This window comes from Pseudoalteromonas sp. SR44-5 (genome assembly GCF_014163675.1).
GTDB classification, from domain to species: domain Bacteria; phylum Pseudomonadota; class Gammaproteobacteria; order Enterobacterales; family Alteromonadaceae; genus Pseudoalteromonas; species Pseudoalteromonas rhizosphaerae.
This window is the reverse complement of sequence record NZ_JACJDT010000001.1, coordinates 115699-133935: the sequence shown is the minus strand read 5'-3', so window position 1 is coordinate 133935 and position 18237 is coordinate 115699. Positions and strand designations below refer to the sequence as shown.

The 18237-nt window shown below is 39.8% G+C and carries 15 protein-coding genes; 12 read left to right on the top strand and 3 right to left on the bottom strand.

What is annotated here, in order from left to right; translation table 11 throughout:
* Nucleotides 1-114: 114 nt before the first annotated feature.
* The 6 genes from H5154_RS00580 (at nt 115) to H5154_RS00555 (ending at nt 7416) form a co-directional block, all read left to right on the top strand.
* Nucleotides 115-324, top strand: coding sequence for a hypothetical protein (locus tag H5154_RS00580; protein WP_145237750.1), 210 nt, complete (start codon nt 115-117; stop codon nt 322-324).
* A gap of 252 nt (nt 325-576) precedes the next feature.
* Nucleotides 577-2709 (top strand): M3 family metallopeptidase, encoded by a 2133-nt coding sequence (locus tag H5154_RS00575; RefSeq protein WP_182717053.1) that lies wholly within the window; start codon nt 577-579, stop codon nt 2707-2709.
* A 143-nt stretch (nt 2710-2852) separates the two neighbouring features.
* Nucleotides 2853-4280, top strand: coding sequence for an amidohydrolase family protein (locus H5154_RS00570; protein ID WP_182717052.1), 1428 nt, complete (start codon nt 2853-2855; stop codon nt 4278-4280).
* A 91-nt stretch (nt 4281-4371) separates the two neighbouring features.
* Entirely contained in the window at nt 4372-5217 is an 846-nt protein-coding gene (locus H5154_RS00565; protein ID WP_182717051.1) for a carboxylate/amino acid/amine transporter, read from the top strand.
* Between the two features lie 69 nt (nt 5218-5286).
* Nucleotides 5287-6612 (top strand): glycerophosphodiester phosphodiesterase family protein, encoded by a 1326-nt coding sequence (locus H5154_RS00560; protein WP_182717050.1) that lies wholly within the window; start codon nt 5287-5289, stop codon nt 6610-6612.
* 69 nt (nt 6613-6681) lie between these two features.
* Nucleotides 6682-7416: a dienelactone hydrolase family protein gene (locus H5154_RS00555; protein ID WP_182717049.1), complete on the top strand. Its 735-nt coding sequence runs from the start codon at nt 6682-6684 to the stop codon at nt 7414-7416.
* An 8-nt stretch (nt 7417-7424) separates the two neighbouring features.
* On the opposite strand, the gene H5154_RS00550 is transcribed toward H5154_RS00555, so the two are convergent.
* Nucleotides 7425-8348, bottom strand: a complete 924-nt coding sequence (locus tag H5154_RS00550) for a LysR family transcriptional regulator (protein ID WP_182717048.1) — start codon at nt 8346-8348, stop codon at nt 7425-7427.
* A gap of 144 nt (nt 8349-8492) precedes the next feature.
* Here H5154_RS00550 and H5154_RS00545 point away from each other — a divergent pair, with 144 nt between their 5' ends.
* The 4 genes from H5154_RS00545 to yghU all read left to right on the top strand — a co-directional run bounded on the left by H5154_RS00545 (nt 8493) and on the right by yghU (nt 15313).
* Nucleotides 8493-9176: a type 1 glutamine amidotransferase domain-containing protein gene (locus H5154_RS00545; protein WP_182717047.1), complete on the top strand. Its 684-nt coding sequence runs from the start codon at nt 8493-8495 to the stop codon at nt 9174-9176.
* 104 nt (nt 9177-9280) lie between these two features.
* Complete coding sequence (locus tag H5154_RS00540; RefSeq protein WP_145237407.1) at nt 9281-9877, top strand: rhomboid family intramembrane serine protease; 597 nt, start codon at nt 9281-9283, stop codon at nt 9875-9877.
* A 757-nt stretch (nt 9878-10634) separates the two neighbouring features.
* A complete protein-coding gene (locus tag H5154_RS00535) occupies nt 10635-13961 on the top strand; it encodes a ligand-binding sensor domain-containing diguanylate cyclase (RefSeq protein ID WP_182717046.1) in 3327 nt (1108 codons plus the stop codon).
* A gap of 512 nt (nt 13962-14473) precedes the next feature.
* The gene (gene yghU, locus H5154_RS00530) at nt 14474-15313 is read left to right on the top strand and encodes a glutathione-dependent disulfide-bond oxidoreductase (RefSeq protein ID WP_182717045.1); all 840 of its coding nucleotides are present in this window, start codon (nt 14474-14476) and stop codon (nt 15311-15313) included.
* Between the two features lie 44 nt (nt 15314-15357).
* Here yghU and H5154_RS00525 read toward each other — a convergent pair whose 3' ends face one another.
* Nucleotides 15358-15861, bottom strand: a complete 504-nt coding sequence (locus H5154_RS00525) for a DUF6622 family protein (protein ID WP_182717044.1) — start codon at nt 15859-15861, stop codon at nt 15358-15360.
* A gap of 360 nt (nt 15862-16221) precedes the next feature.
* On the opposite strand from H5154_RS00525, the gene H5154_RS00520 reads away from it, so the two are divergent.
* Both H5154_RS00520 and H5154_RS00515 read left to right on the top strand, forming a co-directional pair.
* Nucleotides 16222-16821: an FMN-dependent NADH-azoreductase gene (locus H5154_RS00520; RefSeq protein ID WP_182717043.1), complete on the top strand. Its 600-nt coding sequence runs from the start codon at nt 16222-16224 to the stop codon at nt 16819-16821.
* A 219-nt stretch (nt 16822-17040) separates the two neighbouring features.
* Nucleotides 17041-17469 (top strand): OsmC family protein, encoded by a 429-nt coding sequence (locus H5154_RS00515; protein WP_182717042.1) that lies wholly within the window; start codon nt 17041-17043, stop codon nt 17467-17469.
* 103 nt (nt 17470-17572) lie between these two features.
* On the opposite strand, the gene H5154_RS00510 is transcribed toward H5154_RS00515, so the two are convergent.
* Nucleotides 17573-18187, bottom strand: a complete 615-nt coding sequence (locus tag H5154_RS00510) for a flavin reductase family protein (RefSeq protein ID WP_182717132.1) — start codon at nt 18185-18187, stop codon at nt 17573-17575.
* Nucleotides 18188-18237: the final 50 nt, after the last annotated feature.

Here is an 18237-nt window from a genome sequence, read left to right as displayed (position 1 = left end):
CATTTACGGAGAAGTTAAAGTTCAATATGTTTTTTATGAACAAATCATTAACATTTTCTTACAGGTAATGCTATATAAGTACTGTAAGCTTAAATAAAGCACGAGGAACGAATGATGTCACAACTGACCTTAAATCAAAAATTAGCCACGCTACAACCTTTAGTTGATTTGCAACTGTTTGAATCAAGTATTGAATACCGCAATAAAATTTTGTCTGTGCTTGCAGAGCAAGAACATACTCTTAATTGCATTAACAAAGAGTTTGGTCACCAGCAACCGGCAAGTTTTGGTAGCGAAAAAAAGTTTGTTTTAGGTTACAACTAATTTTGCTACTTCGCGCATGCAATATAAACCAAAATTCTCAATTAAGTACCAACCTGTAGTAGCTTTAATACGTCCTACTGTTTAAGGCTACTATTTCTCGATTTGCACTATTTTTACCTAAAAACACGCTTTTTGCGCTCAATCCCCACCTTAAACCGATAAACTTAGTTGTATATACATGAAAATTTGCTAAGTTATGGGTGTTTTATGTCTCGCCTGTTTTTCAAGGCTCACCTATTTTATGGAGTTCTCATGCGTAAGACCCTTATAGCAACTACAATTGCTAGTGCATTATTATTATCTGCTTGTAGTTCGCAAAACGATGCAGATACAAAAGAGCAAACGACTCAAGTACAAACAGCCAATGTAGACAACGTATTAATGAAACCAAGTCCATTACAATATATGGCACCAGAATTTGATAAATTTGGTACCAGTGATTATGAACCGGCATTTGATGCAGGTATTGCGCAGCAAAAAGCGCAAATCACGGCTATCGCTAACAACCCAGCTCCAGCTACATTTAAAAACACCTTAGTTGAATTAGAACTATCTGGCGAATTGCTTGATCGCGTTTCAACCGCTTTCTATAACTTATCTGGTTTGATCTCTAATGATGAGTATCAACGTATTGCAGCAAAAATGGCCCCAGTGTTATCTGCGCATTCTGATGACATTTATCTTAACAAAGCATTATTTTCACGTGTTGAAACCATTAATGGCAATAAAGCGAAGTTAAATGCCGAAGATCAGCGTTTAGTTGAGTTTTACTACACTAAGTTTGTTAACGCTGGTGCAAAATTAGATGAAGCACAAAAAGCCAAAATGCGTGAAATCAACGCAGAGCTTGCTAAGTTATCAACAGCCTTCTCGCAAAACGTATTAAAATCGTTTAAAGAGGACGTTGTATTAGTAACCGATAAAAGCGAACTTGCTGGCCTTTCTGACGCTGAAATAGCAAGCCTTGCCGCTGCCGCTAAAAAAGCAGGTAAAGAAGGCTACATGATCACGTTGGTGAACACCACGCAACAGCCGATTCTCAGCAGCCTAGAAAACCGTAAGTTACGTGAACGTATTTTTAAAGCATCAACGACTCGTGCGCAAAATACCAATGGCCCTATCATTATCAAAGAAACCAATTTGCGCGCTCAAAAAGCAGCACTACTTGGCTATAAAGATTGGGCTTCATATGTAATGACCACACGTATGGCTAAAACCACTGAAAACGTTTATGGCATATTAGATGACTTAGCACCTAAAGCCGTAAATAAAGCAAAAGCTGAAGCTGCTGAAATTCAAAAAGTAATTGATGCATCAGGCGAAACGTTTGCTGTACAACCATGGGACTGGGCATTCTATTCTGAAAAAGTGCGCCAAGCTAAGTACGACCTAGATCCTGCTTTAGTTAAGCCATACTTTGAAATGCAATCAGTGATCCACAACGGTTTATTCTTTGCGATGGAAAAACTATACGGCATTACTTTCAAAGAGCGTAAAGATTTACCACTTTATCACGAAGATGTAATGGCGTTTGAAGTGTTCAACGCCGATGGTAGTTCTATTGGTTTATTCTACATGGACCCTTATGCCCGTGAGGGTAAACGTGGCGGTGCTTGGATGAGTGCATATGTTAGCCAAAGTGGCTTAAAAGGCACAAAACCTGTAATTTATAACGCGCAAAACATTCCTAAACCTGCAGATGGTCAGCCAACACTGATGACTTTTGACGAAGTTACGACTATGTTCCATGAATTTGGTCATGCGGCACACGGTTTGTTCTCAGACGTAAAATACCCAAGCCTTGCAGGCACTGCAACAGCTCGTGACTTTGTTGAATTCCCGTCACAAGCGAACGAAGATTGGAACATCGAACCAACTGTACTTGCTAACTACGCGAAGCATTACAAGACGGGTGAACCAATTCCTAAAGAATTACTCGACAAAGTACTTGAGTCACAAAACTTCAACCAAGGTTTTGGTACCACTGAGTATTTAGCTGCAGCATTACTTGATATGGAATGGCATTCATTTGGTGTTGATAAGAAAATAACTGATGTACAAAAATTTGAGCATGACGCGTTAGAGAAACACGGCATTGCTTACTACCCAGTACCACCGCGTTATAAGTCTTGCTACTTTAGCCACACCTTTGCTGGTGGCTATTCAGCAGGTTACTATGCATACCTTTGGACTGAAGTATTTGCAGCTGATGCCTTTGCGCATATGACAAAGCAAGGCGGCTTAACTCGTGACAACGGTGATAGCTTCCGCAAAGAGATTTTATCAAAAGGTAACAGTCGCGACTTAATGCAAAGCTATATTGAGTTCCGTGGTCAAAAGCCAACTACCGACGCCCTACTTAAGCGCCGTGGTTTAGTTAAGTAAGCCAAACTAATTATAATGGGAGTCCGTAATGGACTCTCATTTTTTATCGCCATTATTCATCCTAACCTTGTTACCTTCTAACTCAAATCAACACCTTACAGAAGATATATATGCTAATCTAAATAAAAAATTTAGGTTACACAATGCAAAATATACTTTTATTTTCAACTTGCTTACTACTGAGTGCATGTGCCACAGAGCCAACTGAGCACGCCGATATAGTGATCGCTAATGCGACGATCATCGACGTAACAACCGGACAACTCAGCGTTGAACAATCCCTTGCTATTCGCTATGGTGTGATCATAAAGCGCGCTAACAACTCACTAAAAAATAACTACATTACTGAGAATTACATTGATGCTAATGATCAATTTTTAATGCCAGGCCTTTGGGATATGCATGTCCATTTTGGCGGCGGTGAAGCGCTTATAGCCGAAAACAAAGCCCTGTTACCACTTTACCTCGCGTATGGCATTACTACAGTACGTGATGCTGCTTCTGATTTAAGTGAGTCAGTTTTAAGCTGGCGAGAGCAAATTAATAATAACCAATTAGTTGGCCCGACCATTTATACATCAGGGCCCAAACTCGAAGGTAAAGACTCTATTTGGCCTGGCGACTTAGAAGTTGAAACTGTCGAGGAAATGAATGCTGCTATTGATACGCTTGATGCTATGAATGTGGATTTTGTGAAAATCACCGATAGTGCATTAACACCTGAACTTTATTTAAAAGCGGTTAAAGAAGTGAAAAAACGTGGCTACCAAATATCTGGTCATATTCCGTTTTCGCTATCAGTTACAGATGTATCAAATGCAGGGTTAGATGCCATTGAGCATATGACCTATTTGTTAAAAGCCGCAGCAATTAATGAACCTGAAATATCAGCAAAAGTGGCTTCAGGTGAACTGAGTTACCGCAGTGCTTTGCCAATTATTACAGCAAATATTGATAACCAAACAGCTTTAAATAAATACGCCGTGTTAGCTCAAAATAACACGGCCGTAGTACCTACTTTAATTGGTGGTCAAATCACCGCTTATATTGATGAAGATAACCATCAAGATGATGAGTTTTTAAATTATTTAGGTAAAGGTCTTAAAGCCACTTACCAATGGCGTGTAGACAGAGCCAATAAAGATACCCAAGATCAAATCAAACAACGTAAAGAACGCTTTGTTAAAACAGCTCAATTACTACCTTTAGCACAACAGGCTGGCGTATCAATTATTGCTGGGACCGACGCTGGATTTTTAAATTCGTATATTTACCCAGGTTTATCTCTTCATCAAGAGCTGGCTATTTTTAGTGATTATGGATTAACGCCATTACAAACATTGCAATCAGCAACACTTGCTGGACCACAGTTTTTAGGTAAAACGGCGCAGTTTGGAGAACTTACAGAAGGCAAAACCGCCGATATCATTTTCTTAACTGATAACCCATTAATTGATGTACGTAACACGCAAAAGCTCACTGGGGTTATTTCTCATAGTCGTTATTACAATCAAGCAGCACTTGAACAGCTAAAAGTAGATGCCAAGCAATTCGTTAGTTCACAACAGTAAATTAATCACCGGGCTCAGGTTACTTCACTGAGCCACTCCCTTTAATACTCTTTGTAGTATACACTCGCGCTTTTAGTTTGGAGTAAGCACTATGGGCTACTTATTTGCCGTCACTCTATTATGGGCGTTTTCATTTAGTTTAATTGGCGTATATTTAGCAGGTCAAGTTGATGCTTGGTTTAGTGTATTAATTCGCGTAGCCCTAGCCACACTGCTATTTTTACCGTTTTTAAAACGAACACCTCCCCAACTTGCTTGCAAACTCATGCTGATAGGCGCAGTACAACTCGGTATTATGTATAGCTTTTATTACCACTCATTTTTGTTCTTAAGTGTGCCTGAAGTACTGCTATTTACCGTAATGACCCCGCTTTACATCACGTTATTAAACGATGCGTGCAACAAGTATTTTAACCCACAGTTTTTTATAGTCGCTTTTATTGCCGTGCTGGGTGCAATTACTATTCGCTATGAAAACTTAGACAGTAACTTCTTAGTCGGATTATTACTGGTACAAGGCGCTAATATTAGTTTCGCTGTAGGACAAGTAACCTACAAACGCTTAATGCTGGGTAAGCAGCTTGATGATAAAACTGTATTTGGCTGGTTTTTTATTGGCGCACTGATTGTTGCAAGTAGCTGTTATGTCTTATTTGGTAACTCAAACAAATTACCAAGCACCTCAACACAATGGGGCATATTGATTTATTTAGGAGTTGTGGCATCTGGTGTTGGCTATTTTATGTGGAATAAAGGCGCCACACTTGTCAATGTGGGCGCACTGGCGGTGATGAACAACTTGCTTATTCCTGCAGGCATTGTTGTTAATGTACTTATTTGGAATAGAGACGCGGACATACTCAGATTAAGTATTGGCGCGGGGGTTATGCTATTTGCCTTAGTGATAAACCAAATAATGGCTAAAAGAGTAAATTAGTTACCCTGTAGTTAAACTGTCACTAATAATTAGTAAGGTAGCGTCCACTTTGATTTTTAAGGAAAAATAATGAAGCACACACCTTTACTGACTAGTTGTTTATTATTAATTACACTCGCTGGCTGCGATGACGATGTAGAAATAGTCGAAAAAGAAGTGGTTGTTACCAACACTGAGGTTGAAATTGTTAAAGTTCCTACCCCGGTTATTGTTGAAGTCGCGCAAGGTACGAATATTCAACTCGGTGCTCGCCCCGACTACTTAATTGACGATATGGCCACCAGCGCACTAAAAACAAAATTAGAATCGTGCAAAGACGGCCCTTTTTATCGTACTGATTTTTCAATTGGTCACCGCGGTGCACCTATGCAATACCCAGAGCACACTAAAGAATCTTACATTGCAGCAGCTCGTATGGGCGCTGGCATTGTCGAGTGCGATGTGACGTTTACAAATGATAAAGAGCTTGTATGCCGCCATTCACAATGCGATTTACATACCACCACTAATATTTTAGCGATCCCAGAACTTGCCGCTAAATGCAGTGTGCCATTTACGCCAGCGGATCCTAACAGTGGCACACCCGCTGCAGCTAAATGTTGCACCAGCGATATTAGCCTGGCGGAATTTTTAACCCTTGAGGGTAAAATGGATGGCGCGAACACCAATGCCACCAATGTTAACGATTATATGAATGGAACACCGAGTTGGCGCACTGATTTATACGCCACCTCAGGTACACTCATGACCCATAAACAAAGTATTGCGCTATTTAAAGAGCTGGGTGTAAAAATGACCCCGGAGCTGAAATCGCCTCAAGTGAGCATGCCTTTTAATGGTATGACCCAAGCGCAATATGCACAAAAAATGCTGGATGAATACACGCAAATGGACGTACCCGCAAACCATGTTTATCCGCAATCATTTAACCTAGCCGACGTAGAATATTGGATTAACACTAATCCTGAATTTGCAGCGCAAAGTGTGTATTTGGATGGTCGCGACAGCAATGCAGGGTTTGATCCTAATAACGCAGCAACATGGCAGCCAAGCATGGCAGAGCTAGCTACTGATGGCGTTAAAATTATAGCGCCCCCTATTTGGATGCTGCTAACCATAGATAACGACAGTAATATTGTACCCTCACAGTACGCTATAGATGCTAAGGCCGCAGGGCTTAATATTATTGCATGGAGCCTTGAACGCTCTGGCCCTCTAAATGAAGGCGGCGGTTATTATTATCAATCTATTAGTGATGTTATAGATAACGATGGCGACATGTTAACTGTGGTTGATGTTTTAGCACAAGAAGTGGGGGTCATGGGGATATTTTCCGATTGGCCAGCAACCGTAAGTTACTATGCTAGCTGTAATAAAATGCCTGCAAGTATTTAAACTTTAAGGCGTGTTTATTTTATCGCGCTCAGTTACCATATATTTTATATTATTTAACTGAGTGCTTTTATGATCATCCAACACCACCATGCTGACTTGCCTACCCCAACAGGTTTAATGCGCACCACGGTTTACCGCCCCGAAATATCAGGGCAATTTCCCGCGATTATTTTTTATTCTGAAATATTTCAGCAAACCGCGCCTATTGCTCGCAGCGCTGCACTTTTAGCAAGCCATGGTTTTGTAGTACTTGTGCCAGAAGTGTTTCATGAGCTAAACCCTATCGGGACAGTGCTTGCCTATGATGATGCGGGTAAAGATAAAGGCAATAACGATAAATGGGCAAAACCGCTTGAATCCCACGACAGCGATACCCAAGCGTTAATCGACTTTGTACAAACACAAGACTATTGCACCGGCTCTGTAGGTACTATGGGTGTCTGTATTGGCGGTCACTTAGCTTATAGAGCCGCATTAAACCCACACATAAAAGCCGCATTTTGCTTATATGCCACCGACATTCATAGCGATACACTCCCCGCACAAGCCGGTAATAACTCGTTTGAACGCATGGCTGATATACAAGGTGAGATTCACTTTATTTGGGGAAAGCAAGACCCCCATGTGCCACAACAAGGTCGCGACAAAATTTATCAACAAGCTGTTAGTACGGGTATTAATTACCAATGGCAAGAAGTTAACGCCCAACATGCCTTTATGCGTGATGAGGGGGAGCGATACGACGGCGCACTAGCAATCACCATGTACCAGCAAGCCGTTGCATTATTTAACCGTACTTTGTAAGCCATAAATTAGACATTTTTAAGCATACCCAATGCGGTATGCCTTTTTATAAAATAATCTTTTAAATAATCGATAAATAAGCGCAACTTCTTAGAATCGGCGCCGCCGGGTGGAAATACGCCGTAAAGTTCTATATCTTTACTTTTATAGTCATCGAGTACAATTTCCAATAGCCCAGCTTGAACTTTTGGCCATGCATCGTAAAGTGGAATACGCCCGATACCATGGCCTGCTTCAACAAAAGCAGTTCGCGCCGCAGCGTTATTAGTCCTTAAACCACCTTGCATAGTTAAGTTATGCTTTTTACCATCTTTTTGTAGCGTTAATGTTTTACTGCCGAGCTGATACACCACCCATTTATGTTCGCTTAATTGCGCTGAAGTTTTAGGTTTACCGTAATGGGCAAAATAATCTGGCGAGCCACAAATACAGGTACTCATCGTAGTGAGTTTAGTCGCTTGTAAATTGGAGTCACTAAGCGCCACACCGCGAATCGCAAAATCAAAGCCATTTTTAATAATATCAATCACTTCATCACTTAACTGTAAATCAATATCGATTTTGGGATACTGACGTTTAAAATCATTGATTGCAGGCACAACCAACTGCATACCGACATTCACCGGGCAGCTAATTTTAAGTAAGCCTTGTGGTTCGCTTTTTATATTTTCTATTTGCTGTTTAGCCGCATTAGCTTGCTCAGTAATAATTCTGCAGCGCTCATAATAAGCAATCCCCGCTTCGGTCAGTGCCATAGTTCGCGTTGAACGATTAAGCAGCGTCACTTCCAGTTGGGTTTCTAATTTTTTTAAGTGATAACTTGCCACTGCACGAGTAAACCCCAATTGTTTGGCGGCCGCCGTTAAACTGCCCTGCTCTACAATTTGTGCAAATACCACCATACTTTTGAGTTGCTCAAACGATACCTTCATAAGATCTCCTATACTGACTTACTTTATTGTATCAACTATTAAACCAATAAAGTTGAATTTATCATCGTTGTTTAAAGTGACCTTAGTGCTTATAGTAGTTAGTAAGATAAATTAAAAATTTAAATCATCAGAAGGAATATGGTTATGGCTAAAAAAATACTTATGGTTCTTACCTCTCATGCAGAGCTTGGCAATACCGGTCATAAAACGGGCTTTTGGGTTGAAGAATTTGCGGCTCCTTATTATGCATTTATTGATGCCGGTGCTGAGGTTACACTCGCATCAGTAAAAGGCGGGCAACCACCGATTGATCCAAATAGCGCCGCACCTGATGCCGCAACAGATGCTACAAAACGTTTTGATAACGACAGTGCAGCACAAACATTGATGGCCAATACAAAAGCGCTTGGTGATGTAAATGCCAGCGACTTTGACGCCGTATTTTACCCAGGCGGTCATGGCCCATTATGGGACTTAGTTGACAATACAGACTCAATTTCATTGATTGAAGACTTTATCAAAACAGAAAAACCTGTTGCAGCTGTTTGCCACGCAAGTGCCGTGTTTTTAAATGCTAAAAATTCAGATGGCAGTGCATTGGTTGCAGGTAAGAAAGTAACTGGCCTTAGCAACAGTGAAGAAGCCGCAGTGCAACTTACTGACATTGTTCCATTGTTGGTAGAAGATGAGCTAATCAAAAAAGGCGGTGATTACCAAAAAACGGATGATTGGGGTGTGCTCGCATTAGTCGATGGCTTATTGATCACCGGTCAAAATCCTGCCAGCTCTGAGCTTGCAGCGCAAAAACTGCTGACCCAATTAGGCTAATTCTTTAATATTGTAACTAAAGCCTTGCTTAACCCAGCAAGGCTTTTCAATTAAGCATCAGGATAGGTATACTCAGTCAAACATATTTAAAAATTAAGTGATGTATGGCAAACCCAAAAAGCTCTTTGAGCATTCCCCCTCTAGTCAGTAAACGCTTTACGCTTATTGGTATTATTTTATTGTGTGTTTTACTGCAAATTATTAATAGCTTACCAGGCGTTAACTTAAATGGATTAGGTATTTACCCTCGCAGTCTAAGTGGCTTAACGGGTATTTTTTTCGCGCCTTTTTTACATGGCGGCTGGGCACATTTGCTTAGTAACTTAATCCCATTTGCAGTGCTTGGCTGGCTAGTCTGCCAATATAGCGTCAAACGGTTTTGGGCTGTATTTATCTTTACTGCTGTGGTTGGAGGATTACTGGTTTGGCTATTTGGTCGCGCTAATATTCACGTTGGCCTGAGCGGTGTACTTTATGGCTTGTGGGGCTTTTTAATTTGCTACGGCATTATGCATCGGTCATTTAAGGCCATTGCTATTAGTGTCGCGGTGGTATTTTTATATAGTGGTTTAATTTGGGGTGTTTTGCCACAGCGTCCCCATGTGTCATTTGAAAGCCACCTGTTTGGCGCACTCGCTGGTATTCTTATTGGCTATTATTTAGCAAAACAAGATAAGAAAAGCGCAAGTTACAAGCTTTAAAGTTAGCAAGGTTAAAGATAAAATATTAACCGTCATTATCTCGGATTAATTCAATTTGCGCTTTCTCAATTTCGGTTAGCGCTTTATATCCAAAAGGATAAGGCCAACCATAACCCCATCTAAATGTTGTTGGAGAATATGGACTACCGCCAACACGCACACCGCGAGCATGAGTTGTGCTATTTACGCCTCGCTTACTTCAGCTACACATTCACGAAGTCCATTATCAACAATATGCCTTTGCTCATACGTACCATCTTGGCAATAACTATAATCGTGGGCGGTACAGCAAAATAACCATAATTATTGCTGAGCAGGTAACAAACTTCGAGTAAATTAGGGGCGATCAATCGATATGGAACCAACTTTAGCTGCAGGTTTGTTTTATCCAGAGTCTGAAACCGCAATCTTGTATTAGTGATTTCAGCATTTTGCTAGCTATTAATCAGATATTGATACTGCTAAATTATTATACTTTGCCAATAATGTTGAGCCTTTTTAATGATTAAGCTACTTAAATTTACTTAATAACTAACTACACTCGGTTATAGAACCTATAATTAAAGCAATACCTTAACAAGAAACTATTTCTTCGTGTATAACTCTCAAAGTATGATTATGAATCGAAGCTGCTATTTTCCTAGCGTAAACGATGGCTCAACAGGTAAATAACTACAATCAAGAGTAGCTATTAGCTGATTATTACTCTTTTTAAGAATTATTTAGCCATAAAACATAGTAGATCGGAGTCCTATTTTTGACAAAGATAATTAAACACCTGAGCATAGTTTTGTTAGCACTCATATTTGCAATGTCATTTGCTTTTGCTAACTCGCCATCAGTTCATTTTGAACGTCTATCTATCAAAGATGGCTTACCTCAAAGCAGCGCGAAAGCGGTGTTACAAGATCGTAAAGGGTTTTTATGGGTTGGTACTGAAGAAGGTTTGGCCCGTTATGATGGTTATGAGTTTAAAGTTTTCAAAAATAGTTTAGATAATCTCCACTCACTCTCAAATAATTATGTAACTGTTCTTTTTGAAGATCAACAGAGCGATCTTTGGATCGGCACCAGAGGTGGTGGCCTAAATCGCTTTAGCTCTACAACTGAACAATTTACGCATTATCGCCATCAAGCAACAAATCTAAACAGTTTAAGTAATGATACCGTGCATGCTGTTACGCAAGATAAACAGGGAAATATTTGGGTGGGGACAGACGGTGGAGGCCTTAACCGTTTTAATCCTGTCACCGAACAATTTACTCATTATCGTCATCAGCAAGCAAACTCTGCAAGCTTAAGTGATGATGCTGTTAGTGTTATTACTGAAGATCAACAAGGAAACCTATGGGTAGGCACGTGGAGTGGCGGCTTAAATCGTTTTAATCCTATCACTGAACAATTTACTCATTACAAACACCAAGCAACAAACCCTAATAGTATAAGTAATAATGCTGTCAGTGCCATTCTTGAAGATAAACAAGGTAACCTATGGGTAGGAACAAAGGGTGGCGGCCTTAATTATTTTAATATCACTTACGATAAATTTACTCGCTATATCCATAATGCAACTGTGCCCAAGAGTCTGAGCCATAATGAAATAGCAGCCATTACCGCAGATCAAGAAGGTAACCTTTGGTTAGGAACTTTAGGTGGTGGACTCAATTATCTCAACTTAAAAACCCAAAAATTTACCCACTATCGCAATCAGACAACAAACCTAAATAGTTTAAGTAATGACAATATTCGAGCCATCACTTATGACCAACAGGGTAATCTTTGGATAGGAACCGATGGCGGCGGACTTAATCGCTTAAACTCACTTACTAAACAATTTGCTCACTACCATCATCAAGCTAATAAACCCAACAGTTTAAGTAATAATATAATACGCGCTATTACCGAAGACAGTCGAGGCATACTGTGGGTAGGAACTTGGGGAGGCGGTTTGAATCGCTTTGATTCCGTCACCGAGCAGTTCTCTCATTACCGTTATAATGAAGATGATCCCAACAGTTTGAGCGACGATAAAGTCTATGCCATCACTGAAGATCGCCAAAATAATCTTTGGATAGGCACTGATGGTAATGCCCTTAATCGTTTTAATCCAATGACAGGGGAATTTACTCACTATCGTCATGATCCTAGCAATGCTAACAGCCTAAGTGATAATGCGGTTAGTGCCATTACTGAAGACCAGCATGGCGATCTTTGGTTTGCCACGTGGAAAGGTCTTAATCGCTTTAATCCAATTACGGAGCAATTTACTCATTATCGCTATCAAGCAGATAACCCTAATAGCATAAGTAATGACAGTATTCGGGTGATCACTGAAGATCAACAAGGTGATCTTTTGCTAGGGACTTGGAAGGGCCTTAATGTTTTTAATCCAAACACCGAAAAATTTATTAATTACAAACATCAGCCAACAGATCCTAGCAGCTTAAGTAATGACACTGTCTACGCGATTACCGAAGATCGAAAGGGAAATATTTGGATAGGTACCGCCAGTGGCCTTAACTTATTCAACAAAACTACCGGTAAATTCACTCGTTTTCTGAAAAAAGATGGCCTACCTAATAACGTTATTTATAGGATTGAAGAAGACAATAAAGGCAGTCTTTGGCTGAGCACAAATCTTGGTTTATCTAACTTTGATTTTAATACAAAAACATTTAAAAATTACAATATGGATGATGGATTACAAAGTAACGAGTTTAATGCTGATGCATCATTTAAAAATAAACGCGGTGAATTATTTTTTGGCGGGATCAATGGTTTTAATCGTTTTTTCCCCGATAAAATAATCAGTGATACCCAACAACCAAAGGTTGTTATTACTGATATGTTACTATCTAACCAATCCGTACCTATCAGCAATGTAGTGCCATTAGATAAAAAATCAGACATAATTAAAAACACGCCTAATAGTAGCTATTCTTTAGAAAAACCAATTCACTCCACTTCTGCAATCACCTTAACTCATCAACAAAACCTTGTAACATTTGAATTTAGTACACTGCATTTTTCCAATCCCAAAAAGAATCAATATGCCTATAAAATGGAAGGTTTTAATGAAAAGTGGATCACAACTACTTATAAAAACCGCCGCGCAACATATACCAATTTACCAACCGGCAATTATATTTTACGCGTTAAAGCCAGCAATCCATATGGCATTTGGAACGAAAAAGGAGTAGCCCTTAAAGTCACTGTATTACCACCGCCATGGCTATCATGGTGGGCATACTCATTTTATTGCACGTTACTCCTGTTCATTATTTGGTTATTTGTGCGCGCACAACGCAAAAAAGTCATATTTATAAAGAAGCTAAATGAGCAATTAGAAATTAAAGTGGCTGAACGGACACTAGGTTTACAAAAAGCGAATGACGAATTAGCTAAAATTACTGTAACCGACGAACTCACAGGATTAAATAACAGACGATTCGTCGCTAATAATTTGCAAACAGACATTGACTTAGTGCTACGAAAATATCGCACTCATGATCAAAATAATGATATTGAAAATCATAGTGAATCAGACTTAATCTTTTTTATAATCGACCTAGATCACTTTAAACAAATAAATGATCTTTATGGTCATGCCGCAGGTGATAGCGTATTAATGCAAATTAAACCTATTTTAAAACACGTTTTTAGAAATACCGACTATCTTGTGAGGTGGGGAGGTGAAGAGTTTTTAGTAGTTGCCCGCTTTACCGACCGAAAAAATGCACCGCTACTTGCGGAAAGATTAAGAGCATCGTTTGAAATGCATAATTTTGTCATAGATGACGGAACTATTATCAAAAAAACATGCTCAATTGGCTATGCTAGTTTTCCTTTTTCAATAAATAATCCCGAAAGTTTAAATTGGGAACGAGTTGTAGATATTGCCGATCACTGTTTGTATGCAGCGAAAGAATCAACAAGAAATGCTTGGGTAGGACTAAGCGACATTGATTGTTACGATGATAATTTATTTGTAGCCATCACTGAAAAAACGCAGCAATTGATCAACCTCGAGCAAATAAAAGTAGAGTCTTCAATTCTTAAACCGGATAAAATAAAGTGGCATTAATACACTTTTGTTTACTCCATTAAATAGAGTTAAGTAGTTGCAGGTTTATCTTCTAATTATACAAAAAACACTTAAAAAATAGCCGCGATGTAAACCAATAAACACACGATATGCTTATTACGTGGCGTGGCAGTTTATATTATACCTTATGATCTCAGCGTCATTGTCACTAATACAACGGCGTGATCAGTGCTTTGGTGGTCATGCTCAATCAAGGGATGGTCGTAGTTGTACGAATGAGCTCTGCAGCTCTGCTTAGCTCATATTTAATAACATTACTCATTGATATGTGGTAACGCAATTGTCGTTCAAATTCATAGAAAGTATTCAGTGGCTCAAAGATTAAATGTCGTAATTTAAAGCTGAGTAACGGAGACAACATAAACATTGCATCATCTAAATGATCTTCATATTACTCATGAAAGTTATCTTTGCTTCCCTTGCTCTAAATGATCAACTAGGATGGGTTGTTCGTAACCTTAATTAAAGTAACCAACGTTTAAGGAGTTTTGATGAGTAACAGCGAAAACTATATCCCGCCTAAAGTATGGCAGTGGGACGCGGAAAGTGGCGGTGACTGGGCAAAAATAAATCGACCAATTGCAGGCGCTACGCACCAGCAAGATTTACCCGTTGGTGAGCACCCTCTTCAGCTTTACTCACTGGCAACCCCTAATGGCCAAAAAGTCACCATCATGCTTGAAGAACTGTTAGAGCTTGGTATCACTGAAGCCGAATATGATGCGTTTTTAATTAAAATCGGCGATGGCGATCAATTTGGCTCAGGCTTTGTGGGTGTTAACCCTAATTCAAAAATTCCAGCGCTGATGGATCACAGTACGACCCCTATAACGCGAGTGTTTGAGTCAGGTGCTATTTTACAATACTTAGCAGAGAAGTTTGATGCGCTAGTGCCAAGCGACCACACCAGTAAAACCGAATGCCGTAACTGGTTATTTTGGCAAATGGGATCAGCACCTTATTTAGGCGGTGGTTTTGGTCATTTCTATGCCTATGCACCACACAAAATGCAATATCCTATTGACCGATTTACGATGGAAGTTAAACGCCAGCTAGATGTATTAAACCGCCATTTAAGTGATCATGATTACATGGCTGGTAGTGACTATTCAATCGCAGATATTGCTATTTGGCCATGGTATGGCTCGCTGGTATTGGGATATTTATACGACGCCGCCGAGTTTTTAGATGTTGAATCATATACCCACGTGATGCGCTGGGCAAAACAGATTGAACGCCGCCCTGCAGTAAAGCGTGGTCGCAGAGTTAACCGGACTTGGGGCCCAGAAGATGAGCAACTAGCCGAGCGCCACAGTAAAAGCGACTTTTAACGAAAACCTAACAGCGCGATTAGTATGACTAACCGCGCTGTTACTTATGCTGGCTGTAAATCTATTTGGTTATTTCGCGCCTGCAGGATCTGTAAGCCGCGAGCTAAGAATATGCCACTTAAAATACCGTAAATCGCGCTGACAATAACCATAAATTCTGTACTTTGCGTAACTGCTAGTTGTATTGCCAACATCACTCCAACACAATATTTAGTAAAGAAAATGGCCATTATTAGTATAAATGGTACTTTGCTACCAGGTATATGAAACACATGCTGCTCACTTATGTAGCGCACTCCCTTTGGCAAACCGAATTGACGAGCGACTGCCCAACCAAGTACTAAACACACAAACCAAACTGCTAATGCAATTACACCAGAAAATGCGGAGTACACCCCAAAAACTGACAGGCCAGCCATTGCGACAGGTAACACACAAACACTGCGTAACGTGACCTCTCTTGTTCGGGTTTGTTTGACACCAAGCACAATCAGGCCGGCAAATAACGCGAACACCCACAGCGGTGTATGTTTAATTATATCAATCACTAAACTTCCTTTTTATTGTTGTTATTGCTTATTGTATTAGTGCCTTGAGCTTAATCTTATTTAAATAATTAATAAAGTTACAATTACATTTTTTAACCTTTATATACGTAGCAAGCTTAATGCGCCATCTCGATGCTAACTTAGAGAATAGTAAAAGGCGACGACAAACAAATATCGCAGAGTGTAATCGCCATCATTTCAGTCGTAGCAAAACAACAGCGCAATTTGATAACCAAAAACCACTCAGCAGCAAACTAAAACATTCTCTTAAATCGAATGGTTAAGCCATTAAATTGCATTGTTAATTTGTAATATAAAAGGATATGCTCTTATTAGTAATTTACAATTAAAGGAACGGCTATGAAGAACGTATTATTAATCAACTCATCACTCAACGGTGAAAACGGTAATTCACATCAGCTTAGTGAACAGTTCATTGCTGAGCTTACACAAAAAACTGACATTGCAGTGACTCGTCGTGATGTTGCCGAAAACCCATTACCACACCTAACTCAAGCTGAAATGGGCGCATGGATGACAGAGCCTTCAGAGCGTAGCGATGAGCAAAACAAACTGGCTGCTATTTCTGATGAGTTGGTCACTGAGCTGCAAAATAATAAACTCATCGTGATGGGCATCCCTATGTATAACTTTGGTATTCCATCTACATTAAAAGCGTGGATCGATCGTGTTGCTCGCGCTGGCATTACGTTTAAATACACTGAAACAGGCCCAGTTGGGTTAGTTGAAAATACTAAAGTAGTTATTCTTGCTGCTCGTGGCGGTATGTACTTAGGTACTGATATGGACACGCAAACTAAGTATCTAAAAGACTTTTTTGCATTTTTAGGCATCAAAGATGTGGACTTTATTTATGCTGAAGGCCTAAATATGCCAGGTGGTGATGACAGCAAAAACGCCGCTAGTAAAGAAATTTCAGATTACGTATCGGCACTTTAATTTTTTGATAAACAAGCGGTCAGTAAGGACCGCTTTTTAGTTAGCCATGCTGATTTCATTTATTACACATTCTTATCGTCAGTGGATCCGTGTAACTCAACATTCAATACTTTTGTAAACTTGGTGCTTATGTTGCAACACTCTCTATAAACCGCCCATTTCGCTATGCAAAGGTGAAATCTTTTCACAGTTAGCGAAATTATTACAAAGGAGATGAGTATGACGATTAAGAAATCTGCACAATCACATTGGTCTGGCGATATTAAATCTGGTAAAGGTCAAATTAGCACCGAAAGCGGCGCTTTAAATAATCAGCCCTATGGTTTTAATACGCGCTTTGAAGATAAAGCGGGCACTAACCCAGAAGAACTAATAGCTGCGGCGCACAGTGCTTGCTTTAGTATGGCGCTATCACTTGCGTTAACTGAAGCAAATTACGTTGCTGATGATATCACCACCAGTGCAGTGGTTAGTTTAGATGAAGTGGAGGATGGCTTTGAGGTTAGTCATATAGCCTTAAGTGTAGAGGCAAAAATTGCCGGTATTGCTGAATCAGAATTTAAAAAACTGTGCGAGCAAACCAAACAAGGCTGCCCTATCTCAAAATTAATGAATGCTGAGATATCTCTCACTATGGCACTCAACTAAGCTAAAAAATTAACCGTATATAAGCCAAGTAATTATTACTTGGCTTTTTACTACACGTTTTTTACTATACGTAAAAGGTATAAACATAAAATAACGTAAAATTTCAGTTAATCTCTGGCCTAGCCAAGCTAAATAAATCATGCGTTGTCGTAAAGTAATCTCCGCCCATTTTACCAACGGTATTTAAAGCTCTTGGGTCAATATAGCCGTTAACAAGTACACTTTCATCAATATAAATACCAACTACATTTAATAACATCATTTGCCCGCCACCTGCTTGTTCAGAAATAGTGACCACGTCACGTAAGCTACATTCATAACGAACCTTAGCTGCCGCCGCCCCCAATGGAGTTACTGATTGACTTGCACATGATGCGATCCCCACAGCCGTAAATTCACTAGTTTGCGAAGAAAAATTACCGCAGCTTTGATTCATTTGCTCCACCAGATTATGACTGACCACATTGATAACGCACTCTTTTGTGGCCAGTAAATTGTTTAAGGTATCCTTGTTTTGATTCTCAGCTGGATTTACCTGAGTCACACTCAACACCGGTGGATTAACACTTGCCACGGTAAAAAATGAATACGGCGCAATATTCGCCACGCCATCACTACTTAACGTACTTATCCACGCGATAGGCCTTGGCGTGATCCCACCAACCAATTTACTGTATGCCCCTTTTTGCTCGTCAGGATCAGTTAAATCAAAATACATCATCACCTCATTAAATTTAAACTCATTAAACTAAACGCCTTTTCACTTTG

What these genes read in the sequence shown, in the direction of transcription:
- H5154_RS00515 (WP_182717042.1), top strand. Translation starts at nt 17,041, where the DNA reads ATGACGATTAAGAAATCTGCACAATCACATTGGTCTGGCGATATTAAA.
- H5154_RS00580 (WP_145237750.1), top strand. Translation starts at nt 115, where the DNA reads ATGTCACAACTGACCTTAAATCAAAAATTAGCCACGCTACAACCTTTA.
- H5154_RS00520 (WP_182717043.1), top strand. Translation starts at nt 16,222, where the DNA reads ATGAAGAACGTATTATTAATCAACTCATCACTCAACGGTGAAAACGGT.
- H5154_RS00570 (WP_182717052.1), top strand. Translation starts at nt 2,853, where the DNA reads ATGCAAAATATACTTTTATTTTCAACTTGCTTACTACTGAGTGCATGT.
- H5154_RS00545 (WP_182717047.1), top strand. Translation starts at nt 8,493, where the DNA reads ATGGCTAAAAAAATACTTATGGTTCTTACCTCTCATGCAGAGCTTGGC.
- H5154_RS00540 (WP_145237407.1), top strand. Translation starts at nt 9,281, where the DNA reads ATGGCAAACCCAAAAAGCTCTTTGAGCATTCCCCCTCTAGTCAGTAAA.
- H5154_RS00510 (WP_182717132.1), bottom strand. Translation starts at nt 18,187, where the DNA reads ATGTATTTTGATTTAACTGATCCTGACGAGCAAAAAGGGGCATACAGT.
- H5154_RS00550 (WP_182717048.1), bottom strand. Translation starts at nt 8,348, where the DNA reads ATGAAGGTATCGTTTGAGCAACTCAAAAGTATGGTGGTATTTGCACAA.
- H5154_RS00560 (WP_182717050.1), top strand. Translation starts at nt 5,287, where the DNA reads ATGAAGCACACACCTTTACTGACTAGTTGTTTATTATTAATTACACTC.
- yghU (WP_182717045.1), top strand. Translation starts at nt 14,474, where the DNA reads ATGAGTAACAGCGAAAACTATATCCCGCCTAAAGTATGGCAGTGGGAC.
- H5154_RS00575 (WP_182717053.1), top strand. Translation starts at nt 577, where the DNA reads ATGCGTAAGACCCTTATAGCAACTACAATTGCTAGTGCATTATTATTA.
- H5154_RS00555 (WP_182717049.1), top strand. Translation starts at nt 6,682, where the DNA reads ATGATCATCCAACACCACCATGCTGACTTGCCTACCCCAACAGGTTTA.
- H5154_RS00565 (WP_182717051.1), top strand. Translation starts at nt 4,372, where the DNA reads ATGGGCTACTTATTTGCCGTCACTCTATTATGGGCGTTTTCATTTAGT.